The 24,269-nt window shown below is 67.9% G+C and carries 16 protein-coding genes and 1 riboswitch; of the genes, 3 read left to right on the forward strand and 13 right to left on the reverse strand.

Going from position 1 to position 24,269, the window contains the following annotated elements:
• Positions 1–102 precede the first annotated feature (102 nt).
• Positions 103–1,515: an L-serine ammonia-lyase gene (locus BACI71_RS09425; RefSeq protein ID WP_159758043.1), complete on the reverse strand. Its 1,413-nt coding sequence runs from the start codon at positions 1,513–1,515 to the stop codon at positions 103–105.
• Positions 1,516–1,635: 120 nt separating this feature from the next.
• Positions 1,636–1,724: riboswitch (glycine riboswitch) on the reverse strand.
• Positions 1,725–1,801: 77 nt separating this feature from the next.
• Between BACI71_RS09425 and BACI71_RS09430 the strand changes: the two genes are divergently transcribed.
• Together BACI71_RS09430 and BACI71_RS09435 are read left to right on the forward strand one after the other, a co-directional pair.
• On the forward strand, positions 1,802–2,425 hold the full coding sequence (locus tag BACI71_RS09430) for a TetR/AcrR family transcriptional regulator (protein ID WP_159758046.1): 624 nt from the start codon (positions 1,802–1,804) through the stop codon (positions 2,423–2,425).
• Positions 2,426–2,689: 264 nt separating this feature from the next.
• On the forward strand, positions 2,690–3,097 hold the full coding sequence (locus BACI71_RS09435; RefSeq protein WP_236552922.1) for a hypothetical protein: 408 nt from the start codon (positions 2,690–2,692) through the stop codon (positions 3,095–3,097).
• An 85-nt stretch (positions 3,098–3,182) separates the two neighbouring features.
• Here the strand turns inward: BACI71_RS09435 and BACI71_RS09440 are convergent, their stop codons facing one another.
• The 3 genes from BACI71_RS09440 to BACI71_RS09450 form a co-directional block, all read right to left on the reverse strand.
• Positions 3,183–4,433, reverse strand: a complete 1,251-nt coding sequence (locus BACI71_RS09440; protein WP_159758049.1) for an arsenic transporter — start codon at positions 4,431–4,433, stop codon at positions 3,183–3,185.
• Between the two features lie 70 nt (positions 4,434–4,503).
• A complete protein-coding gene (locus BACI71_RS09445) occupies positions 4,504–5,772 on the reverse strand; it encodes an MFS transporter (protein WP_159758052.1) in 1,269 nt (422 codons plus the stop codon).
• Between the two features lie 434 nt (positions 5,773–6,206).
• A complete protein-coding gene (locus BACI71_RS09450; RefSeq protein WP_159761060.1) occupies positions 6,207–6,698 on the reverse strand; it encodes a nucleoside deaminase in 492 nt (163 codons plus the stop codon).
• Between the two features lie 100 nt (positions 6,699–6,798).
• Here BACI71_RS09450 and BACI71_RS09455 point away from each other — a divergent pair, with 100 nt between their 5' ends.
• Positions 6,799–7,788: a patatin-like phospholipase family protein gene (locus tag BACI71_RS09455; protein WP_159758055.1), complete on the forward strand. Its 990-nt coding sequence runs from the start codon at positions 6,799–6,801 to the stop codon at positions 7,786–7,788.
• Positions 7,789–7,930: 142 nt separating this feature from the next.
• Here the strand turns inward: BACI71_RS09455 and BACI71_RS09460 are convergent, their stop codons facing one another.
• The 9 genes from BACI71_RS09460 to BACI71_RS09500 all read right to left on the reverse strand — a co-directional run bounded on the left by BACI71_RS09460 (position 7,931) and on the right by BACI71_RS09500 (position 24,204).
• Positions 7,931–10,273, reverse strand: coding sequence for a xanthine dehydrogenase family protein molybdopterin-binding subunit (locus BACI71_RS09460; RefSeq protein ID WP_159758058.1), 2,343 nt, complete (start codon positions 10,271–10,273; stop codon positions 7,931–7,933).
• Positions 10,270–11,259, reverse strand: a complete 990-nt coding sequence (locus BACI71_RS09465) for an FAD binding domain-containing protein (RefSeq protein WP_159758060.1) — start codon at positions 11,257–11,259, stop codon at positions 10,270–10,272. Before BACI71_RS09465 ends, BACI71_RS09460 begins: the two co-directional genes overlap by 4 nt.
• The gene (locus tag BACI71_RS09470; RefSeq protein WP_159758062.1) at positions 11,256–11,762 is read right to left on the reverse strand and encodes a 2Fe-2S iron-sulfur cluster-binding protein; all 507 of its coding nucleotides are present in this window, start codon (positions 11,760–11,762) and stop codon (positions 11,256–11,258) included. Before BACI71_RS09470 ends, BACI71_RS09465 begins: the two co-directional genes overlap by 4 nt.
• Positions 11,763–11,840: 78 nt before the next feature.
• On the reverse strand, positions 11,841–12,938 hold the full coding sequence (locus BACI71_RS09475) for a lactonase family protein (RefSeq protein ID WP_159758064.1): 1,098 nt from the start codon (positions 12,936–12,938) through the stop codon (positions 11,841–11,843).
• Positions 12,939–12,973: 35 nt separating this feature from the next.
• On the reverse strand, positions 12,974–16,381 hold the full coding sequence (locus BACI71_RS09480; RefSeq protein WP_236552923.1) for a glycosyl hydrolase 2 galactose-binding domain-containing protein: 3,408 nt from the start codon (positions 16,379–16,381) through the stop codon (positions 12,974–12,976).
• Between the two features lie 3 nt (positions 16,382–16,384).
• A complete protein-coding gene (locus BACI71_RS09485) occupies positions 16,385–17,599 on the reverse strand; it encodes an ROK family transcriptional regulator (RefSeq protein WP_159758069.1) in 1,215 nt (404 codons plus the stop codon).
• Positions 17,596–19,101: a tryptophan halogenase family protein gene (locus tag BACI71_RS09490; protein ID WP_159758071.1), complete on the reverse strand. Its 1,506-nt coding sequence runs from the start codon at positions 19,099–19,101 to the stop codon at positions 17,596–17,598. Before BACI71_RS09490 ends, BACI71_RS09485 begins: the two co-directional genes overlap by 4 nt.
• A 150-nt stretch (positions 19,102–19,251) precedes the next feature.
• Positions 19,252–22,317 (reverse strand): TonB-dependent receptor, encoded by a 3,066-nt coding sequence (locus BACI71_RS09495; protein WP_159758073.1) that lies wholly within the window; start codon positions 22,315–22,317, stop codon positions 19,252–19,254.
• A gap of 342 nt (positions 22,318–22,659) precedes the next feature.
• A complete protein-coding gene (locus tag BACI71_RS09500; RefSeq protein ID WP_159758075.1) occupies positions 22,660–24,204 on the reverse strand; it encodes a glycoside hydrolase family 27 protein in 1,545 nt (514 codons plus the stop codon).
• Positions 24,205–24,269 lie beyond the last annotated feature (65 nt).

Consider the following 24,269-nt stretch of genomic DNA (forward strand, 5'->3'; position numbering starts at 1 on the left):
TCCGGACGATCTAAATCTGGATTACGCCCGAAGGCGTCCCCTCTACAACCGTCTTCGCTCGCCCGAGTGCCCCGCAACCGGGCGATGCCTGTTGCCGGGCTATCAACACTCCACCACGTTCACCGCCAACCCGCCAAGGCTGGTCTCCTTATACTGCGTCCGCATGTCCTCGCCGGTCTGGCGCATCGTCTCGATCACCGCGTCGAGGCTGACGACATGGCTGCCGTCGCCGCGCAGCGCCAGATAGGCAGCGTTGATCGCCTTGACCGCGCCCATCGTGTTGCGCTCGATACACGGGATCTGCACCAGCCCGCCGATCGGATCGCAGGTGAGCCCGAGATTGTGCTCCATGCCGATCTCGGCGGCATTCTCGATCTGCCGATTGCTGCCCCCGAGCGCCGCCGCCAGCGCCCCCGCCGCCATCGAGCAGGCGACCCCGACCTCGCCCTGGCACCCCATTTCCGCCGCCGAGATCGAGGCGCGCTTCTTGTAGAGCATCCCGATCGCCGCCGCGGTGTAGAGGAAGCACCGCACGCCCTGCTGCCGCACCGGCGCGGGCTTGGTCTGCGCGACCAGCGTCTCGTAGAAGCGCAGCACCGCCGGCAGCACCCCCGCCGCGCCATTGGTCGGCGCAGTGACGACGCGCCCGCCGGCGGCATTTTCCTCATTGACCGCCAGCGCCCACAGGCTGACCCATTCGAACACCTCCGCCGGGTTGCGGCCCGGCGTGTTGCCGGTCAGCGCCTGCTCCAGCGCGCGCGCGCGCCGGCGCACCTTCAGCCCGCCGGGCAGCAGCCCGTCCTGCGCGATACCGCGATCGATGCAGGCGTTCATTGCCGCGTGCACGGCGTCGAGGAACGCATCTGCCTCCGCGCCGCTGCGCCACGCTTCCTCGTTGGCGCGGACCAGTTGCGCGATCGTCAGCCCGGTCGCATCGCCCAGCGCCAGCAGTTCGGCGCTCGACGAGAAGGAATGCCGCACCGCGATATTCTCCGCCGCGACCGGCGCGCCCTTGCGCAGGATCGCACCGCCGCCAATCGAGAAATAGGTCTCGGCATAGCCGGTCCCGTCCGCCAGCCGCGCGGTGAAGCTGATGCCATTGGGATGTTCGGGCAGGAAGTCGCGCGGATGGAAGACGATGTCCGCCGCCTCGGCGAACGGGATCGTACGCGCGCCCGCCAGCCGCAGTCGCGAGGTCTCGCGGATCGTCGCCAGTATCGCGGGCGCTCCATCCGGGTCGATGCGCTCCGGCTCCCACCCCGCCAACCCGAGGATCGCCGCGGTATCGGTGGCATGGCCGCGCCCGGTCAGCGCCAGCGAGCCGTACAGGTCGCAGCGCACCGCGACCACGTCCTGCGCCAGCCCGACCGCCCGCTGCGCGAAGTCGAACGCCGCACGCATCGGCCCGACGGTGTGCGAGCTGGACGGCCCGACACCAATCGTGAACAATTCGGCCACGCTGATCGGGCGGGTCGCGCAGCGATCGAGCGGCTTGTGGGTCGTGTCGGCGTGCATGTGCTCTCCCCGGACGCCGCGCGCGGCGCCATCATGCCCCATCTGTCCCTTGCGCCTGAGATCGCTATCCCGTCGGCGGACGCCAGGAGGACTGCCCCTCGCGCCTCTCTCCAGATGTCCGTCGTCGATCTGGTCCTTCTGCCTGAGAGTTTCCGGGGCGGTTGCTCCTTCGGCGCCGGGCGTCACCCGGTCTCTCCCAAATCGACCGGGACGGTATCGGGGAGCGCAGGGGGCCGGTCAAGCGCCCCTCGACGGCGCGGGTCGGCATCATTATATACCGGCCGTTATGGAATCGATCACCACCGCCGACGCCCCTGCCCCCACCCGGGGGCGTCCGCGCGAATTCTGCCCCGACGCCGCGCTCACCGCGGCGCTCGGCGTGTTCTGGGCCAAGGGCTATGACGGCGCGTCGATGGCGGATCTGACCGCCGCGATGGGCATCACCAAGCCCAGCCTCTACGCTGCGTTCGGCAACAAGGAACAGCTCTTCCATCAGGCGCTCGACCGCTACGAGGCGGAGAAGCTGGCCTATACCCGCGAGGCGCTGAAGCAGCCGACCGCACGCGCGGTGGCGGAGCATTTCATGCGCGGCGCGGTCGCGGCGCAGACCAGCACGTGCGATCCCAAGGGCTGCATGGGCGTGGTGAGCGCCAGCGCGTGTGGCGCGGAGGGCGATTCGATCAAGGCGCACATCATGCAGCGCCGGCAATCCTCGAACGCCGCGCTGGTCGCGCGCTTCGAGCAGGCGCGGCAGGATGGCGACCTGCCGCAGCACCTCGATCCGCAGGGGCTCGCTTTTTACCTCTATGCGATCCTGCAGGGGATGGCGGTGCTCGCCACCTCCGGCGCGACCCGCGACGATCTCGACGGCGTGGTGACGATTGCGCTGTCGATGTGGCCGACAAGCTGACGGTAAAATAAATTACCGATCGGTACACAAAGCCGTTGACGGGCGTTCGGACGCTTTATATACCACGCGGTATGGAATGAGGAGCCAGCGCGGTTCCTCCTCATCGCAGGAGCCGCTCATGGATCCTCGTTGCTTCGTTCGTACCGGCGCGTCGTGAGAGGCGCGCGACCCGCCCGTTCTTTGTTTGCCACCTGCCAGCGCTCCCACCCGTCGTCCGCGACGCCGGGAACGGCTGCGCCCGTCCGTTTCCAAGGGAGTTCGCCCATGGCCTATCTGATGCTCGACGACGATCGCTCGGTTGTCACCACCGCCCCCCTCCCCGCCGCCATCACGCCGTGCGCCGATCCGCTGCCGACTGACGCGCCCGCGCGGCTCAGCGCGCTCGAATGGTCGGTGGTGGCGCTGGCGCGCAAGGACCGGCTGTGGTCGCTCGACAAGCCCGGCCGGATCGCCAGGGCGATGTCGGTGCTCTTCAAGCCGCCGCACAACCACATGCTCGCCGACGATCGGCTCGAGGCGCTGCGCCGCATCGCGGTGCTCGGCTGGCACTATGGCTATACGATCCCGACCGACGAGCTGAAGCGCTTCCTCCGCGCCGGCTTCTCGCCCGCGCAATACGAGTTGATGATGGACAGCATCGGCGTCGCCAGACTGCGTAGCGCGCAACGGTGACCGGCCCGTCATTGCGAGCGTAGCGCGGCAATCCAGGGCGTCCTGATCCGGCCCTGGATTGCTTCGCTACGCTCGCAATGACGGTTTACCCGATCAACAACCTCACCCCCAGCGCCGCGACCAGCGCGGGGATCATCGTCGCCGCACCGACCCTCAGGAACCGCCAGAACCCGACATCCTCGCCCTCGCGCCGGATCGCCTGCAACCACAGGATCGTCGCGAGGCTCCCGGTGATCGACAGGTTCGGCCCCAGATCGACCCCGATCAGCAGCGCATCGACGATCACCCGCGGCGGCTGCGCCTGCGCCACCGCGGTGCTCGCGATCAGCCCGGCGGGCAGGTTGTTCATCAGGTTCGACCCGAAGGCGAGGATCGTCCCGCTCCACGCCGCGCCGCGCACCGGGTCCGCCGCCAGCCCACGCAGCCCGTCCGCCACCCACGCGATCACGCCGGTGCGATCGAGCGCCTCGACCAGCACGAACAGCCCCGCGACCAGCGGCAGCACGCTCCACGACACCGCCCGCACCGTCGCGAGCGGCGAGCGCCGCACCAGCGCCGCCACCCCCAGCATCGTCGCCACGCCGGCGATACAGGTCGGCAATCCCAGCGGCCGGTCGAGCGCCGAGACGACCAGCAACAGCAACGCCGTCGCCGCAATCCCCGCCAGCGCCGCCTTGCCCGCCACACTCAGCGGCTCGCGCATCACCGCCGCCTCGCACGTCCCCCGCAGCCGCGCGCGCTCGACGTAGCGCAAGGCAAGGAACGTCACGACGATCGCCGCCACCGACGGCAGTGCGAACGACGCGAACCACGCCCCCAGCGGCGGCATCCTGCCCCCGTACAACACCAGGTTCGCGGGGTTCGAGATCGGCAGCACGAAGCTCGCCGCATTGGCGATCAGCGCGCAGACGAACAGCAACGGCAGCGGCTCGGCCTTCGCCTTGCGCGCGGCGGCATAAACCGCCGGGGTCAGCACCACCGCGGTCGCGTCGTTCGACAGGAAGGTCGTCGTCACCACACCCGTCGCATAGACCAGCAGGAACAGCCGCGTCGGCGAGCCCCCGGCATGGCCGACCGCGGTCGCCGCCACCCAGTCGAACAGCCCCTGCTCACGCGCGGTCTCGCTCAACAGCATCATGCCGATCAGGAACAGATAGACGTCGCCGCCCTTCGCCACCGCCCCCAGCGCGTCGCCGGGGCTGACCAGCCCGAACAGCAGCAACGCCCCCGCTCCCGCCACCGCCCAGATCGCCTCCGGCCAGCGGAACGGTCGCGCGATCACCCCCGCGGTTGCGGCGGCACAAATCCCCCAGGTCGCACCCGTGGCAAGGATCATCGCGAACGGCCGGACAGCATCATCATACCGCCCCCCTGCCCCAGCGCACGCCGCTTCACCAGCACCCGCATCACGCCTGCGCCGTCGCGCACGCCTCGCGCACCACGCCCGCGAACACGACCCACAACGCCACGCTGATCAATGCGAAGCTGCCCAGCACATAGAAAGCAATGTGATAGCCGAGTTCCTGCGCCAGCCACCCGCCGATCGCCGGGCTCAGCGACGCGCCGACGCCCTGCACCGTCATCACCGCGCCCTGCCCGACATTGACCCGCCCGGTGCCGTTCAACAGGCACGCGACCAGCCCCGGCACCGCGACGCTCTGCAACCCCGCGCCGATCCCGTCGAGCGCCTGCACCGGCCACACGCCCCAATGTTCGATAAACGTCCCCGCCAGCGCGCCGCGCAGCGGCAGCGCCGCGAACGAGATCAGCAGCACCAGCCAGTATCCGCGCCCCGCCGACATCCGCGTCGCGATCAGCGAAGCGACGATCATCACCGCTTGCGCCACCACCACGGTCTCGGCGGTGAAGATCGCAGCATTGCCCTTCCCCGCGCCGACCACCGCCAGCCCGTACAGCGGCAGCATCGCACCGTTGCCGAGATGGAAACACGCCAGCGCGGCGGCGAGTACCAGCATCGGCTTGTTGCGGAGCAGCGCACGAAAACCTTCGGCCTGCCCGCCCTCCGCGTCCTCGTCATCGCCTTTTTCCAGCCCGCGCGCCGCACGATGGTCGATCGCTTTCTCCGGGATCATCAGCACGCTGGTGATCGCCAGCACCCCGAACACCGCGGCGAGATAGAAGATCGCCGGCATCCCGAACCGCCAGCCGAGATAGCCGGACAGCCCCGCGCCGATCATGTTGCCGGCATGGTTCCACGCCTGATTGCGCCCGTTCTGCGCGTTGAAGCCTCGCTGGCGGACGATCCCCAGCGTCATGCCCGTCACCGCCGGGCCGATCGCCGCACCGGCGATCGCGGTTGCGACCTGGCTGACCGTCACCACCCAGCCGGCCTGCGAGAACAGGATCAGGAACGACGCCAGCACCGTGCAGATGCCGGTGACGATCACCACCAGCCGCTTCTTCTCGGTATGGTCGATGAACGCGCCGGCCGGAACGGTCATCAACATGCCCGCAACCCCGCCGGCGGTCATCACCGACCCGATCGGCCCCGCGGTCCAGCCGCGCTGCTGAAGGAACACGCCCAGAAACGGGCCGATCCCTGCCTGCATGTCCGCCATGAAGAAGTTGAGCGCCTCCAGCGGGCGCGTCGCGCGCTCCCGCTCGTCGTCACGCGACGGTGAAGCTCCACTAGGCGTGTCCGCCACCGTCGCCATGGTCCGCGCTCCTCCATCGTTCGCGCGCCCAACCCGGCAACAGTTCGAAATATCCCGGTGAAACCTGATTTATATTGCTGACCGGCATTCAGAAGCCGGCTCGTCACCCCGGCGAGGGCGGGGTCTAGTGGAGGACGCTGATGAAGCGTGCTCCGCGCTTCGTACCAATCGCCCGTCACCCCGGACCCTTCGGCAGGCTCAGGACAGGCTTGATCGAGGCCGGCTTCTTACCGCCGCCGCAGGAAGATACGACACCCTTCCGCCGTCATTGCGAGCGCAGCGAAGCAATCCAGTGCCGGACCACGACGCCCTGGATTGCTTCGCTACGCTCGCAATGACAAAAAAAGCCGGACCCGGATCAAGCCTGTCCTGAGCCTGCCCCGAAGGGTCCGGGATGACCACATCGGCCAAGCGGCGGGGTACGTTATCCCGCTCTACAGGTTCGCCTGCTCCTCCTCCGGCAGCTCGGCGTCGGGCGGATAGTAGAGCGACGCACATTCCTCGCGCAGGCACCCGCCCTCGATCACGATGTCATCGCGATAGGCGTCCGCGATGAACGACAGCGTATCGATGTGCCTGTCCTCGAAATACATCTCGTGAACGTCATCGCGCCCGGCGCCATAGACGACGCGCCCGACCTTCGACCAGATCGACGCCATCGTGCACATCCCGCACGGTTGCAGCGTCGAATAGAGCGTCGCGTCGCGCAGCTCCAGTTCGCCCTCCGCCTCGCAGCCGCGCCGGATCGCCATCATCTCGGCATGTGCGGTGGCATCGGGCAGTTCGTGGGTCTGGTTGCGCTCGGCGGCGATCACCCGCCCGCCGCGCACGATCACCGCTCCCAGCGGCGAGGTGGAAGGGTCGCTTCCCTTGGACCGCGCGACCTTGATCGCCTCGCGCATCCAGCGTTCGTCATCCTGTGTCATCGCCGCTGAACGCCGCATCATGCGATCGGGTGCCGTCGTCCGCACCCTTTCGCGGCGCGCAACGGTTGAAGGCACGGGCACCAATCGCACGGGATATTCTATGGCCACCGCTCCCACCTGTGACATCGCGCTGGTGCTGAGCGGCGGCAACGCGCTGGGCGCGTATCAGGCCGGCGCATATCAGGCGCTCGACGACGCCGGGATCGTCCCCGACCGGATCGTTGGCACCTCGATTGGCGCGATCAACGGTGCACTGATCGCCGGCAACGCACCCGCCGACCGCCTGCCGCGGCTCGCCGATTTCTGGCGACCCGCGCCCGCTGCCGCCGCCGACTGGCTGGCGATCCCGGATGACTGGCGACGAACGGGCGAGGTGCTCGGCACAATGCTCCGCGGCCGCGCGGGCATGTTCTCGCCGCCCGGCGCGACGCTGCCCGGCGGGCGCCCTGCGCTTTACGATACCGCGCCGCTGATGCGCACGCTCGCGCAGTCGATCGATTTCGACCGGCTCAACACCGGCGCGATCCGCTACACGGCCACCGCGGTCGATCTCGACACCGGCTGCGACGCGACCTTCGACACCGCCGCGCTGCGCGTCACCCCCGCGCATATCTGCGCCAGCGGCTCGCTCCCGCCCGGCTTCCCGCCGGTCACCATCGATGGCGTCCGCTATGTCGACGGCGGCCTGTCGGCGAACCTGCCGCTCGACCCGTTGCTCTCGGACCCCGGCGACCGCCCCCTATGGTGCATCGCCATCGACCTGCTCCCGCTCGCCGCGCACAACCCCGCGACACTTGGGGCGATGGCCGAACGCGCCCAGGACCTCACCTTCGCGATCCAGTCCCGCCGCAGCATCACGCGGTGGCGGGAACGCTACGCCACCGATCCCGCGTTCGCGGAGCGCGCGGTGACGCTCAGCCCGCTAACCTACGCCGACCAGCAGCCGGAAGTGGCGGGCAAGGCGATGGACTTCTCCCCCGCCTCGGTGCGCCGCCGCTGGGACGCCGGCCATCGCGACGCCAGCGCGCTCGTCGCCCGCTGGGGGCAAGGCGCGCTCCCGATCGGCGAACGCGGCCTGCATCTCGGCTAACGACGATCGACGCCACTGACCCAAGTTCCCCCAGCAGCAGTCTCGTCATTGCGAGCGTAGCGAAGCAATCCAGAGCCGGACCAGGACGCGCTGGATTGCTTCGCTACGCTCGCAATGACGAAGCGGCGGATCAACGAACCACCTACAACAACTTGTCCAACGTAATCGGCAGCTCCCGCACCCTTTTGCCCGTCGCATGCCACACCGCATTGGCGACCGCCGCCGCGACGCCGGTGATCCCGATCTCGCCGATCCCGTGCGCGCCCATCGGCGTGTGCGGATCGGGGATGTCGGTCCACAGCACGTCGATCTCCGGCACGTCCATATGCACGGGCAGATGATATTCGGCGAGGCTCGGGTTCATGATCCGCCCGTTGCGCTCGTCGAACTGCGTCTCCTCCATCAACGCCATCCCCAGCCCCATGATCATCCCGCCACGGAACTGGCTGGCGGCGGTGCGCGGATTGAGGATGCGACCGCAATCAAACGACCCCAGCAAGCGGCTGACACGCAGCTCGCCGGTCACCGCATTGACGCGCACCTCGCAGAAGATCGCGCTGTGCGAATGCATCGACCAGTGCATCAGCTCCAGCGGCATCGATCCCGCCTTGGTCACCGATACCGCGCCGCGCTGCGCGCGCGACAGGATCGACGCATAGCTCTCGCGCCGCGCCGGATCGGTGCGGCTCGCCAGCCCGCCGTCGACGCTGCCGACCTCGTCCGCCGACAGCCCCGCCAGCGGCGAGTCGTTGCCCGCCAGCTTCAGCAAGTCGGCGACCAGCGCATTATGCGCCGCGATCACCGCCGCGCCGATCGCCGCGGTCTGTTGCGACCCGCCCGCCATGATCGCGCCCGGGATCGAGGAGTCGCCGTACCCGACCTCGACCTGCTCGATCGGCAGCGCCAGCCGCTCCGCCGCGACGATCGCGGTGGTGGTGGAGGTGCCCATCCCCATCTCCGCCGCCGCGACCTCGACGTGCGCGCGTACCGCATCGCCGTCGCGCGTCAGCGTGATCCGCGCCTCCGCGCCCGGCATCCGGTAATAGGGATAGGTGCCCGTCGCGCAGCCGGTGCCGATCAGCCACTCGCCCTCGCGCCGCACGCCGGCACGCGGATCGCGCCCGGCCCAGCCGAACCGCTCCGCCCCCTGCCGCCATGCGGTAACGATATGCCGCGAAGAAAACGGCAACCCGCTCAGCGGGTCCTTCTCCGGCTCGTTGATGATCCGCAACTCGACCGGATCGATCCCCAGCTCGGCGGCCAGTTCGTCGACCGCCACCTCCAGCGCGAAGGTGCCGACCGCCTCGCCCGGCGCGCGCATGAAGGTGTTGGCGAGCATGTTCATCCGCGCCACCTCGACCTTCAGCGCGAAGCTGCGCGCGGCATAGGTGCAGCGCGTGCCCAGGATGAACGGCTCGGGCATGTTGTTGTGCGGGGTCATCACCGACATGCCGGTGTGGACGATCGCGTCGAACGTCCCGTCCGCTTGCGCGCCGATCGCGACGCGCTGCTCGGTCAGCGTCCGCCCGCCGACCGTGCGGTACACGCCCTCGCGCGACAGCGTGATCCGCACCGGGCGTCCTGCGAGCTTGGCGGCGGCGGCACCGATCACCTGATGGTCCCACAGCCCCTTGCTGCCGAACCCGCCGCCGACATAGGGCGAGGTCAGCCGCACCTTGTCCGCCGCCAGCCCGAACACCGCGCCGATCGACTCGGCCTGTTGCGACACCATCTGGCTGGCGTCGTGGATCACCAGCCCGCCGTCGACCCACGCGATCGTCGCGGCGTGCGGCTCGATCGGATTGTGGTTGTGGCGCGGCGTGCGATAGACCCGATCGACCTTGACCGGCGCCTTCGCCAGCAGCGCGTCGGCATCGCCGACATCGTTGCGCAGCGGCTGGCCGAAGAACATCGCCTGCTCGGTCCCGTTCACCACCGCTTCCGCGACCGTGGTGGTCGACGCCTCGGCCTCATAGCGGACGTCCAGCAGCGCGGCGGCGTGATCGGCCTGCTCCTGCGTCTCGCCAAGCACGCACGCGACCGGCTGCCCGTTCCAGTGGATGCGATCGTCCTGCAAGACCGGCAGGTTGTGCGGCCCGACCGCGTTCGGTGCCGAGCCGAACACCGGCATGTCCTTCATCCGCGGCGCATTCAGGTGCGTCATCACCAGCACCACGCCCGGCGCATTCTCCGCCGCCGCGCTGTCGATCGCCGCAATCCGCCCGCGCGCGATCGGCGCATAGACCAAAGCGGCATAGGTCATGTGCTCGAAGCGATATTCCGCCGCGAACGCCGCCGCGCCCGTCACCTTCAGCGCCCCGTCCCGCCGCGACACCGGCGTCCCGATCAGTCCGTGCTTGCGCGCGATCAGCGGGTCCGGCACCCCGCCCGGTATCCAGCTGTCGGGCGCGAGCGGCACCAGCTTCTGCATCGCGCTCATCATCAGTCCCTGTGCGGCCTGCTTGGCGTCGTTGACGATGCTCATGCCGTTTCTCCCGTCTTCAGCGCGTTCAGCACCGCGACCAGCGTTCGCGTCGCCAGCGCCGGCTTGAACGCATTGTCGCGCAACACCTGCGCCGCCGCGAACTCCCGCGCCGCCGCCGCACCGATCGCCTCGTCGGTCAGCGCCGCACCGCGCAGCGCGTCCTCGATCCGCGTCGCGCGCCACGGCTTGTGCGCCACCCCGCCGAACGCGACGCGGATATCCGCGACCCGGTCTCCCTCGATCTCCAGCGCCGCGGCCACCGAGATCAGCGCAAAGGCGTAGCTCGCGCGATCCCGCACCTTGCGATACGTCGACCGCCCCGCGACCGGCAGCGCCGGCAGCTCGACCGCGGTAATCAGCTCGCCCGGCTCCAGCACGGTATCGAGATCGGGCCGCTCGCCCGGCAAGCGGTGGAACTCCCCGAACGCCACTGTCCGCGCCGTGCCCTCCCGCTCGACATGCACCACCGCATCCAGCGCCGCGAGCGCCACGCACATATCGGACGGATGCGTCGCAACGCACGCCTCGCTCGCGCCCAGCACCGCATGGATGCGTGTAAAGCCGCCGCGCGCATCACACCCGCTGCCCGGTTCGCGCTTGTTACAGCGCGACCCGTCGGTGTCATAGAAATAGGTGCACCGCGTCCGCTGCATCAGATTGCCGCCGACCGTCGCCATGTTGCGGATCTGCGCCGACGCCCCCGCAAGGATCGCGCGCGACAACACCGGATAGCGCTCGCGCACCACCGGATGCGCCGCCAGCGTGGTGTTGCGCACCCCCGCCCCGATCAGCAGCCCGCCCTCGCCAGTCTCGGTGATCGCATCCGACAGCGCCGAGACATCGACCAGCCGCTCCGGCCGCGCCACCGTCTCGCGGAGCAGGTCGACCAGATTGGTCCCGCCGCCCAGATAAGCAGCGCCCGGCGCCGCCCCCATCCGCACCGCCTCGGCGACATCGCCCGCGCGGTCATAGCTGAACGGCGTCATGCGCCCGCCTCCATCATGGCCGTCTCCAGAATCGCGTCGATGATCCCGTTATGCGCGCCGCAGCGGCACAGATTGCCGCTCATCCGCTCCTGCACTTCCTCGCGCGTCAGCGTCACCGCGCCGCCAAGGTCCGCGCTGACATGGCTCGGCACCCCGCGCTTCGCCTCCTCGGCCATCCCGATCGCCGAGCAGATCTGCCCCGGCGTGCAATAACCGCACTGGAACCCGTCATGTTCGATGAACGCGGCCTGCAACGGATGCAGCGCGTCGCCCTCCGCCAGCCCCTCGATCGTCGTCACGTCGCGCCCGTCATATTGCACCGCCAGCGCGAGGCACGACAGGATGCGCTCGCCGTCGACCAGCACCGTGCACGCGCCGCACGCGCCCTGGTTGCAGCCCTTCTTGGTACCGGTCAGGTGCAACGTCTCGCGGAGGTGATCCAGCAGCGACACGCGCGGATCGCCGGGCGGTGCCACCGCCAGGCCATTGACGACGATCGACATCCCACTCTCCATCTTCAGACAGAAACACAGGATAACAATCATTTCGCGTGGCGGAAGCCCCGCGCGCGAAGATCGTCGTCAGATACCGATGAACACCGCCGACGGGATCCGCACCACCTGCGTCGGGCGCGCCACCACGCCGTCGCGCCCGACCGGCAGCCGCGCGACATCGCCCGAGCGCTGGTTGGCGACCAGCAACTCGCCCGATTCCTCCAGCAACCGGAAATAGCGCGGCCAATGCCCGCCGCTGGCGACATGCCCGATCAGCCGCAGGTCGCCCCGACCATCGATCGCGAAGGTCGCGATACTGTCGTGCCCGCGGTTCGAGACGTACAGCCGCGTCCCCGCCGCGTTCATCGCGATATGCCCGGCATAGGTCTCGCCACGGTAGCCGGCCGGCGCCGTCGGAACCACCTTGCGCGCCACGAAGCGCCCATCCGGCAGCGCGCGCAGCACCGTGACCGTGTTCGCCAGCTCGGCGACCAGATAGGCGACCGGCAGGCGCGGATGCCGCGCCAGATGCCGCGGCCCCGATCCCGGCACCGCGCGATAGGCGATGTCAGTACTCGTGACGCCCGACGGCCCGAGCCGGTGCGCGAAGATCGCATCCGCGCCCAGATCGACCGAATGCAGCGTCCGCCCGTCGCGCGTGAAGCCGACCCAATGCGCGTGCGGCCCGGCCTGCCGTTCCTTGTTGGGACCGCTGCCCTTGTGCTGGAGCGCGAGCACCGGCCCCTTCGGCAGCCCGGTCGCACGGTCGAGCGTCCACAAGGCGACGCTCCCGCTCGAATAATTGGCCGCCGCCAGCATCCCGCCATCCGGCGACAGCGCGGCATGGCACGGGTCCGCGCCCAACGTCGGCGATACCGCCACCCGGCGGAAACCACGATCGTAGACGCCGAGCCCGCCCTTCCACTGCTCATCGAGCACGTAGCGCAGCCCGCGCGCGCCGCCGACCGCAAACGAGGCGTTGCGAATGCCCGGCACCGCCGCGCCGCTCCCCCACGCATCACCAACCTTGCGCAGCGGCATCACGCCCGCCCCGCCCTCGGCGACATAGGTGCCGACCCATAACGCCGGCGCCGCGACCGCCGCCCGCACCGGCAACGCGCCCAGCGCCAGCAGACCACCGACGCAGGCGCGCCGCGTCATCATCAGGGTTCGATCATCGTTCATGACCGCAGCCAACGCTTTTTGTCCCGCGTCGTCAATCACCCGGCCGGCACCGTCGCAGCGGGCACGTTCCACCCGCCCAGCGTCACGCGCGGCGTCGCCGCCACCGCCACCGGATAGCGGATCGCGATCACCCGCCGCTCGCCGGGCAGCAACGACACGTAATTGTCGTCGTAGAACGCCGGCAGGATGCGCTTGCCCTGCGCATCGACCAGCGTCAGCTTGGCGTTGAGCGCCGGGGTCGCGGTATCGTTCGCCAGCGTCACCCGCACGACCCGGTCCGCCCCCTCGACCACCGCCGCCGCCGCGCGCGCCGTCAGCGCCGCCGGGGCCAGCGTATTGAGCGCCCGGTACGCGCTCTCGTCACGCCCGCGCCAATAGAAGTTCTCCGACACCGCCGCGCCGGCCGCACCGACCAGCGACAGCTTGACCAGCACCATCGGGTTCGTCGCAAACAAGCGCTCGAGCGGCACCGCCGCCAGCGCGGTCGCGCGATTGGCGAGCGCATCCAGCTTCGTGTCGCGGGCGAACAATTCACGATTATCGAGGCCCACCACCTTCACCCGCGCAATCAGCCCCTTCGCATCGGCCTGCGTGGTGTTGAGCACGATCAGTTCGTTGCCGGGCAGGTTGAGCTGGACGTGCAGCGGCTCGACCGCCTTCTTCGCCCCGTAATAGGACGCCGGCGTGTCATAGTCCCACGAATAGATCTGCCACGCGTTCGACGGCCACGCCGGGTGCGTCATCCACAGCAAGCGCCCCGAGTTCTTGGTCCACAGATGCCCCAGGAACCCCTCGTACATCGCCTTGTGCGTTTCGAGGTTCATCATCTGCGCCTTGCGCTCGAAATCGGCAAAGCTGGTGCCCGCGCCATACATGCGGTCGAGCGCGGCCATGAACGTCCTGGTGTCGCCGTTCCCGCCGAAATGCCAGTCGTGATACGCCAGCACGTCGCCCAGCGGCCAGCGGTCGCCCGCCGGGACATAGCTGGCGATCGACTCCGCGGTCGAGAAGGACGGCGTCCCGGTCTCGACCGAGAAACCGGTGGCGAGATCGGTAAAATAGCCGACCGGCGCGCGGTAATTATACGGCCCCGACCCTTGCAAATTCACGACGTTCGAGCTGCCGGTGAACCAGCGCGTCCCGTCCAGCTCGAACACCGCCTTCGCCAGCCCCTCGTTGAGCACCGGATACGGCACGCCCTCGTTGCGCCCGAACCACAGGATGATCGACGGATGGTTGCGATAGCGCGCGATCGTGTCCCGCGCATTGTCGAGGAACAGCGACGCATCTTCCGGCTCGATCTGGAAATTTTGCGTCGACTGCCAGAAGTCGTTGAGGACCATCATGCCGTTCTCGTCGGCGAGGTCGAAGAATTCCTCTTCGTTGTTATTGCCCATCCAGTTGCGGATGATGTTCATATGTGCCTCGCGCTGGAGGCGGAAATAGGGCGCGAGCCGCTCATAGCTGACGCGCTTCATCGCATCGTCCATGCCCCAATTGCCGCCACGCGCCGCGATCCGCACGCCGTTGACGCGGATCGTCAGATGCGGCTCCGGCAAGGTTTCGGTGATCGGCGTCACCCCGCGCGACCGCTCGCCCGCCGGTGTCAGCGACTCTGCCCAGCCGGTCGGCGATTGCTTGATCGCGGCATGGCGAATGTCGATCAGCGGCGTCCCCGCCAGCCCGCCGTCGGTGGTCTGGACGTTGACGCGCCGCAGCGCCCCCGCGGCGTCGAACAGCGACAGGTCGTAACTGACCTCCCGAATCCCGAACCGCGCCTTGCGCTGGTCGGACACGCCCCGCGCATCCGCAACCTGATAGGTCACGTCATACAGATGCGGCTCGCCATAGCCGTTCGGCCACCAGAGCTTCGGACTGGCGACGCTCAACTGCCGGAACTCGGCGGGCGTGAACCTCACCTCGCTCTTGCCCGTAGGCGCATTCACCTGCTTCTCGACCGTCACACCCTCGAACGCGACGCGTACCGTCACCGGCGTTGCGGGACCGGCATTGTCGAGCGGCACCGTGACATAGACGTCGGCACGATCGGTGCGCGGCAGCGGCAGGTCAGTGACCACATGCGGATCACCGATCCGCACCGCGCCGGTCGCGATCAATTCAACCGGTCGCCACAGCCCGGTGTTGCGGTCGCGGATGCCGGGGATCCAGTCCCAGCCCTCGGTCGCGACGAAGGTCGGGCCATCGATCGCGAGCTGCCCGCCATTCTCGCCGACCCCGGCGCTCACCGACTGTTCGTGCGGGATGCCGGGATGGGGCGGCGGCGAGACGCGCACCGCGATGACATTCTCGCCCGCGACCGGCACGTAATCGAACTGCCCACGCACGAACGCGCCATGCGTCTCGCCGACGCGCTGCCCATTCGCCCAGATTTCCGATGCGTAATTGATCCCGCCGAACACCAACGTCAGCCGCTTGCCCGCGGCAGCAGCCGGGACGGTGAAGCGCGTCCGATACCAGTAATCCTGCCGCGCGAGGCTTTCGGGGATCTTGAGGTTGTTCAGCCCGTAATAGGGATCGGGATAGACGCCGCGATCGACCAGCGTTTGCAACACCGTCCCCGGCACCGTCGCCGCGCGCCACGTCCCCGACGGCGAACCGGGCCGTGACAATGTCGCGCCGTCCCCCTTCACCTCGGGCGCGGCGGCGAGCGTCCAGCCGTTCACCTGCCAGCGGTTGTCGGCGATCGGCTGCATCACCGCGACATTCGAGACCGGCCTGGCGACCGGCGCGCTATAGGCGCCATCGCGCGACTGTGGCAGCGTCCACGCGTCCTGCTGCGTCGTCAGCCCGATATTGGCCTGCTTCTGGAACGGCCAGCCGACCCCGACCTCGGTCATCTGCACCAGCGCCGCATCGGGCTTGGCGCGTGCCACCGCCGCGACCTGCCGGGCGTCGAGCACCGCGCCGGTGATGCGCGCGTCGATCAACTCGCCGCCGAAATGCGGCTGGCCGTGCTCCGCCGGCGCAATCGCGATCTGCGGCGCGACCGCACTCGCCCGCGCCGCACCGCCGCCCACGCGACGACCGTCGAGATACAGCGTCACCCGCGCGCCGTCCGAAACCGCGGCGAGATGATGCCAACCTTTCGGCACAACCGCACCACGCAGCACCGACGCGCCATCACGCAGCACCATACGCCCGTTTTCGAGCGACAAGGCGCGTCCGGTGGCTGGTATTCCGAGGCGGATCAGCGTCCCCGACGCGTCATTGCGCGCACCCGCGTCGACCCAAGTCGCGATCGTGTACGGCGCGCCCGCCGCCACCAGCGCGTCGGCCCGCTCCAGCGGCCGCTCGATCCCGATCCCGCCTTGCAAAAAGCGCGCATTATACGGCCCCGCGTTGCCGATTTCCTGCGCCCGCACGCTCCCGGCCAGCACGGTTCCGGCCAGTAACAGCCCGGCGATCATCCTCGTTGCGCGCATCATCTATCGCCTTTTGTCCGGTGAAATCATCGCTGTAGGCTGCCGCCCCGGCGTATCGGCAGGCAGCATCAGATGCCCGAACGCCAGTAGCGCCGCGCCGATCGCAGGCGAGTCCTCCGCCAGCGCGGCGGTACGGATCGGTGCTAGAACAGGCGCATAGCCGCCATCACGCTGCATCAATTCACTGGTCGCCTGCCCAAGCCGCTCGACCAGAGGGACCGGCAACCGCCCGCCGACCAGCACCGCCCCGGGATTGAGCAGGCAACTGACCGCCACCAGCGGCGGCGCCAGCGCCGCTGCAGCGCGCGCCACCCAGTCGTCGGTCACCGCCGCCACCGCCGGATCGTCCAGATCCAGAGCGTGAATCGCTTGCCCGCCCAGCCCCTTAGCCTCCAGCGAGCGCGCCAGCCCACCGATCGACAGCACCTCCTGCAACGGCACTCGCCGCGCATCGCCGTCCGCGACCATCAGGAAGCCGATCTCGCCGCTCCGCCCGTTCGCACCCCTGTCGTAGAGCGAGTTGACCACCACCCCACCGCCGAGCCCGACCGTAATCAACAGATAGAAAAAGCTCGCATATTGCTGCCCGAGCCCGAACTGCATCTCCCCGATCGCCGCGGCCGCGGCGTCATTCTCGACCGTCACCGGCAGATCGAGCGGCGTGGAGAACAGCGAGGCGACATCGTGCGTCGACCAGCAATCATAGTCGCGCGGTCGTCCCGGCAGGTCGATCGCGCCGAGATCGTCCGGCCGCGCCACCCCGATCCCGCTCAGCACCTCCGCGGCGATCCCGCCCTGTTCCAGCAGCTTATGGACATGTTCGCGATAGAAGCTCTGGACGTCCTCGGGGCTCGAATAGGCGACCTCGCGACTGATCCGCGCGCGTGAGCGTCCCTCGAAATCGACCACCACCATGGTCAGGTGATCGCGATCGATATTCACCCCGATCGCGAACGCGCCATCGGGGTTGACGCACAGCCGCGTCGCCGGCTGCCCGCGCCCGCCGCGCCGCTGCCCGGCGCGGCCGAGCAGGCCCTCTTCGAGCAAGCGATTGGTAATATTGGTGACGGTCGCGGTCGTCAGCCCGGTGACCGCCGCCACCTCGGCGCGCGTCGCGGAGCCTGCGACGCGGATCGCGTGCAGCACGACGCGCTGGTTGTGGAGTCCGGCATGTTCAATATTGGCGCCGGTGAGGCGCAACAGCGTCGAGACGTTCATGCCCGGCCTGCATGGACGCGGGTGAGGAAATCGGCATGCGGCTCGGCATGGCGCAGCGTGCCTTCGATCGCCTCGCGCATCCGCATCAGGCTGTCGCGCAGGTCTGCCCCGGGTATCTGGTCCGTCAGTGGCGCGTAACGTGCGGGCAGATCATCGAATCCCGCATACATGCTCAGCCAGCTCGCATCCTGGAACGTATCCCACTCACGCCGCACGAATTCGCCCGCCGCGCGCCACGCATCGAGCTTGCCCTGCAACCCCTCGGTCGGCTCGATCGCGCGGACATGATCCCAGAAGGGCTCACCGAAACGGCGGTTGCCGCTGTAATGCAGCATCAGGAAGTCACGGATCCGCTCGAACTCCAGCACCGATTGGCGATTGTAGGTCGCGGCCAGCCGCGGATCGAAGTCGCGGGTAGGGAACAGCGGGATCAGCCGCTCCAGCCCCGACTGGATCAGTGTGATGCTTGTCGATTCAAGCGGTTCGAGGAACCCGGACGACAGCCCGAGCCCGACGACATTCTTCTCCCAAAAGCGCGCGCGATGTCCGGGGGTGAAGCGGATGCGGTTCGGCGCGGCGATCGGCTCGCCCTCCAGCGCCCCCAGTAGCTCATCCTCCGCCGCCGCGTCGTCGATGAACTCGGAGCAATAGACGTGCCCGTTGCCGACGCGGTGGCGCAGCGGGATATGCCAGCGCCATCCCGCGCTCGTGGCGGTCGCGGTCGTGAACGGACGATGCACCTGCGCGGCCTTGCACGGAATCGCCACCGCACGGTCGCACGGCAGCCAGCGCCGCCAGTCGACGAACGGCACCTCCAGCGCCTCGCCCAGCAACAGGCTGCGGAACCCCGAACAGTCGATCCACAGATCGCCCGCGATGTCCTGTCCGCTGTCGAGCGTCACCGCGGTGACGCGCCCGTCCTCGCCGTCGCGCATGACATCGGTGATCCGCGCGTCGACATGCTGCACGCCATTCGCGAGCGCGAGCCGCCGCAGCAGCGCCGCGAACTTCGACGCGTCGAAATGTACCGCAAAGTTGAACACGCCCAGATCGTTGGCCGGCCGGTCCACCGACGGCAGGAACAGTCCGCGCTCCGCCAGTTGCGTCGCCAGGCAATAAGCGCCGAGCGGCGTCGCGTCGCCGCCCGCGCGCAGCTTCAGCCAGTAATGATGGAACGCCACGCCATGCGCCCCGACCCCGTAAAGGCCGAACGGATGGAAGAAGTCGTGCCCGCGTTCTTTCCATCCCGCGAAGCGGATGCCGTATTTGATCGTCGCTTCGGTCTCGCGAAGCACGTCCGCCTCGCCGAGTTCGATCGCGGCGAAAAAGTCGCGAATCGCGGGCACGGTGGCCTCGCCGACCCCGATCGTCCCGATCGCGGAGCTTTCGACGACGGTGATCGCCAGCCGCAGATGCGCCAGCCGCCGTGCAAGGAACGTCGCGGCCATCCAGCCTGCCGTTCCCCCGCCGACGATCACGATCGATCGTATCGGATCACGCATGTCGCTTATCGTCCCCGCCCTTGCCCGTCAGTGCGAGCGGCGCGAAACCATCCAGAGCATCACACGCCGCGCCCTGGACCGGTTCGCTCCGTTCGCAATGACGCAGCAAATAGGCGGGTCGTCAATCTGTGACGACCCGCCCCCCTGCGATCAGAAACGCACGCGCGCGCCGGCGATGAAGCGCCGCTCGTAGATGTTCTCGTTGAACACCTGATCGGTCCAGGTCAGGTAATAACGCTCGGTCTCGCCGGTCAGGTTCGACGCCTGCCCGTAGAGCGTGATGAACGGCGTCACGTCATAGGAGATCGACGCATCGAGATAGTTGGTCGGCGCCTGATATTGCGCCAGCCCGACGATCCCGCCGTAGTTCGACGACACCAGTCGCTTCGAGCGGTAATTGTAGGCAACGCGCGCCTGCAACCCGTACTTCTCGAACCACAAAGCCGCATTGACCTGGTGCTTGGAATTGTCCTGGAACGGCTGGTTGTTGCCGGCCAGATCGACCAGCCCGGCATCACCCAGCGACAGGGTGTAGTTCGCATCCACGCCAAAGCCGCCGAAGAAGCCGTTGACGCCGTAATCGGCCAGCGACTGCCGCGCGGACGCCTCGATCCCCTTCAGCACGCCGCCCTCGCCCTGCGCCAGCGTGTTGGTGACGACCGGACGACGGATCACGCCGTCATTGTCGGGGATGTCGTTGCGGATCTCGGTGCTGTTGGCGATGAAGCTGTCGACCGCGATGTAGAAGGCGCCGATCGCAAGCAGGCTGGAGCGGCCGGTGTAATATTCGAGGCTGCCTTCAACGTTGGTCGCGCGCCATGGATTGAGGTTCGGGTTGCCGACCGAAGTCGCGGTCTGCGCCTCGAAGCGCGCCGGGTTGATCGTGGTGTTGATCGCATAGCCGACGTTCAGACCACCACCCCATTGCTGGAAGTCGAGCAGCGTCATCGTCTTCGAGAAAGCGGCGCGCGCGCGCAGCTTGCTGGTCACGTCAAAGGCGATGTTGATCGACGGCAGGAAGTCGGTGAACTCGCGCTTGGTCACGAAGTCACCCGCATCCACTCCCGATACGCCATAGGGCTGCGGGTTGCCGACGATATTCTGACGAACGTTGAGCTTCGTATTGACGACCTGCAGACCACCGTTCGCGCGGAACGGCATCCCGAGCAGCTCGCCCTCACCCGACACCTGCGCATAGCCGGAGATCTGGCGCGTGTGGACGTCGAACGACAACGCCGGGTTCACGAGGTTCTGGCTGCCCGGGTAGAATTTGTTCTGCCACGCCTCGCTGTCGTCCATCGCCTTGGGATCGAGCGCATAGAGGTTCGGCGCGCCGTTGGCGGGCAGCGCATATTGCTTGATCAGCCCGGCGAAGATCGGGTCGGTCGCCTGCCGCGTCAGACCGGCGGTATAAGCGTTGCCCTGCGCGTCGAGCACCGGGCATGACTTGTCGTTGAGGTTGACGTCGAACGCCTTCCACTTGACGAGGCAGCCCGCCGCCGGGTTCGCCGCATTGTCGCGGTTGCCGGCATAGAAGGGCGAAACGCGGTCGAAGGTGAACTGGTTGACGCTGCGCTCGCCATAACGGCCACCGAATGCGACCTTCAACTGATCGTTGGCCTGCCATTCGGCATCGGCGCGCAACGCCCAGATGTCGCCCTTCTGGTAGACGTTTCCTTCCGACGAGATCGTCTTCAGGCCGTAACGCGACGGATCGGACGCCTGCGCAAGGAAGCCCGGCGAGAAGCCGAAGGCAGGCGCGCCGCTCGAATAGTCGACGGTCGCGGTGTCGCTGTAGATCTGATAGCCGGTCGGATTGAAGGTGACGTCGCCGCCGGGGTAATTGCCGACGCCGTTATACGCCCACTGCTTGCCGTTGGTCAGGCTGAACTGGGTATAGGACTGATCGCGATTCTTGTACGCCTTGCCGTAGATACCGCGCACGGTCGCCTTGAAAGTCTCGGACGGCTTCCAGTCGAGCTGCAGGTTATAGTTCTGCGACTCGCTCTTGGTGCGGAAGGTCTCCGAATAGCTGTCGAAGTTGGGCAGGCCGTAGGTGTATTGCTGAACGGTGTTGACGTTGTAGCCACCCGACGTCGCGCCGGTGTCGCGCGACTTGGTCGGCAGGAACGGCGACGACAACCAGTCAACGTTCTGGAACTGGAAGCCCGCGGTGCGATCGTACTGCGTCTGGCGCGTGTAGAAGCCATCGGCCGTCAGCTGCAACGCGTCGTTGATCTCGAACTGCAGCGACGCGTTCGCGCCGAAGCGCTGGCGATCGGTGATGCGGTTCCACGCGGTATGCGACTGCGGGGTGATGAACGCGTCATTGGAATCACCGTCACCATTGACGTCATAGCCGGCGATCGCGCCATTGCCGTTACGCACCGGCGTGCCACGGCTGACGCCGTTGTTGCCGGTGGCGAAGTCGCCGGCGTTGGTGGCGCTCCCGCTCTCGTTCTTCAGCGCGACACCATAGTCCTGGATCCCGCGGAAGCTGTTGGCCAGGGTCAGGTCGCTGTACGCGGCCGACACCAGCAGGCCAATGCGCTCGCCATGGAAAGCGATCAGGCCGTTGGCAGACGGGTTCCACTTCTTGGTCTTGTCGCCATATTGCCCTTCAGCGGCAGCCGAGAAGGTCACTCCGCGCTTCAGGTCGAACGGACGCCGCGTCAGCAGATCGACGGTGCCCGAGAGGCCCGCCTGCTGCAGCGAGGCGGTTGGCGACTTGAAGACGGTCGCGCCCGAGAAGAGCTGCGACGGAATGTCGGTGAAGTTCGGCTGGACGCTCGTCACCGAATTGGCGCCGAGGAACTGCTCGCCGTTGAGCAGCGTCGTCACCTGCGGCAGGCCGCGGATGTTGATCGCCGCGCCCTCGCCCGCGTCACGGCGGATCTGCACGCCCGCGATACGCTGGAGCGAGTCCGAGATGGTGACGTCGGGCAGCTTGCCGATGTCCTGCGCGCTGATCGCCTCGACGACGCTGTCAGCGTTGCGCTTCACCTCGATCGCACGCGCCTGCGACGCGCGGATGCCGGTGACGACGATGTCGCCCGCACTGTCATCGGCCTGCGTCGGCGCAGCGACCTGATCGGCCGAAGTGGCCACGGCGTCGGGCGTGGTGGTCTGCGCCGAGGCGCTTCCGGCCATCGCCATGGTGAGCACGACCGGCGAGGCGGCGGCCAGCATGGCGCCGCGCATGGTGATCTTACGCATTGATCCTCCCCTTCATCCCTGAAAACACGTTTTATTTAATAAGGCTTTTTTATTTAATGAGCAGCGCCGCAATTTTGTCAAGCGCCACCCGCAGCGAACAGCTTGATCTGTCACGCTTCTGGACACTTTCTTCAATGGTATACGGAGTACGACGGTGCCGTGACTTGATCCGGTCAGGAGTCGCTCGCCCATAACCACGACAAGTCTTGGAAACCAAAAGCTTACCAATTTCAAGCGGGTTCTTGTATTGGCATGGTCAATCCGAGACGCAGGACGTAACCATTATCAACCTTCAGATGGGGCACCGCCGCGCCATGTCGCGTGCTGAAGGACAGATACCGCTTACCGCGGCTCGCCGTCAGCCCTAAGCAGGACGGTTGCGTGCGCCGGCACGGTAAAGGTCGTGGCGGACAGCGGCACCTCCGCATCGCGCCACAGGTCGCGCACCGCAGCGAAGCGGGTAAGGGCCGCATCCGCCGGCGTCACCGTCATTTGCACCGGCCCGTCCCCGCGATTGAAGAGCGCAAGCGCCACCCCGCCATCGGAGAGCCGCTTCGCCCAGACCTCCTGCTTGCCGGCGACGCGCACCGCCTTGCCCTGCACGCCCGCCGCATCCTGATCGATCGCGATCACCGCGCGATGCGACAGCAGCGCCAGCGCCGCCGGGCCGGTCGTGCGCACGTCATGCCCCATCATCAGCGGCGCCGCTGACATCGCCCACAACGTCATGTGCGTACGATATTCGTCCTCGCTCATCCCGCCGTTGCCGATCTCGAGCATGTCGGGATCGTTCCATCCGCCCGGCCCGGCATGGCCGAAGCGCGGATTACGCTCGAAGCCGATCTCGCTCATCTTGGCATAATCATCGGTGATGTCGCCGGTGGTGCGCCACAGATGCCCGCCGACCGACCGCCCCCACGCTGCCACATCGAAACGTCCGTACTCGCAAAGCGAATAGACGATCGCGCGCCCGGTCGCCTTCAGCGCCGTGCCCATCTCGTAATAGGCGCGCCGCACGGTGTCGGCGCTGTCATACTGCCACTCGCCCGAGCACAGGTCGTATTTCAGATAGTCGACGCCCCAGCGCGCGAACGTCCGGGCATCCTGCGCGACATGGCCGTAGCTGCCGGTATAGCCTGCGCAGGTCTTGAGCCCCGGCGAGCTGTAGAGCCCCAGCTTCAGCCCGCGCGCATGGACGTAATCGGCCAGCGCCTTCATGTCGGGAAACTTCGCGTTCGGCCGCAATTCACCGTCGGCGCCGCGCTTGCCCTGCCAGCCATCGTCGATGTTGACGTAGCGATAGCCGGCGTCGCGCAGCCCGGTCGACACCATCGCGTCGGCGATCGCGCGGATCGTGCGATCGTCGATCCGTTCGGCGAACCTGTTCCAGCTGCTCCAGCCCATCGGCGGCGTCGCTGCCAGCCCATCGGGTGCGATCGTGCCGAGCGGCGGGAGCGCCACCGCATGATGCGCCAGCGTCGCGGCGCGCGCCGCCCCGACCACACGTCCGGTCTGCCGCACCTCCGAAAACCAGATCCCGCCGGTCAGCGCGACCTTGGTCGGCGTCAGCGTCGCCGTCCAGCGCCGCACGGGCACGCCGGGCGTGTTGATGTTGCGCACGTCGAAGCTGATGGCGTTGCCGCGGCGGACGACGTTCCGCATCGGCATCACGCCATACCAGTCGGAGGTGAGCTGCCCCTGCCATCCGGCGCGCGTCCGCGTCAGCTCGAGCAGTCGCACGCCCGGGCGCGGCGCACGCTGGTCGAAGGCGACATGCAAGGTCGCGCCCGTCCTGACCGGCACCGCAGGCGCCGCCTCGCGCGCCAACGCGGGCGCCACGGGGACACCGGCGACCATCACTGAAAACACCATCCAGAATTTACGCATTATGCCCTCCACCCCACCCAACCGTCACACTTGCTTCGCGACAGATATCGTATACGTTTTATGGC

The organism is Sphingomonas sp. 8AM (assembly GCF_902506455.1).
In the GTDB taxonomy this organism is placed as follows: Bacteria; Pseudomonadota; Alphaproteobacteria; order Sphingomonadales; family Sphingomonadaceae; genus Sphingomonas.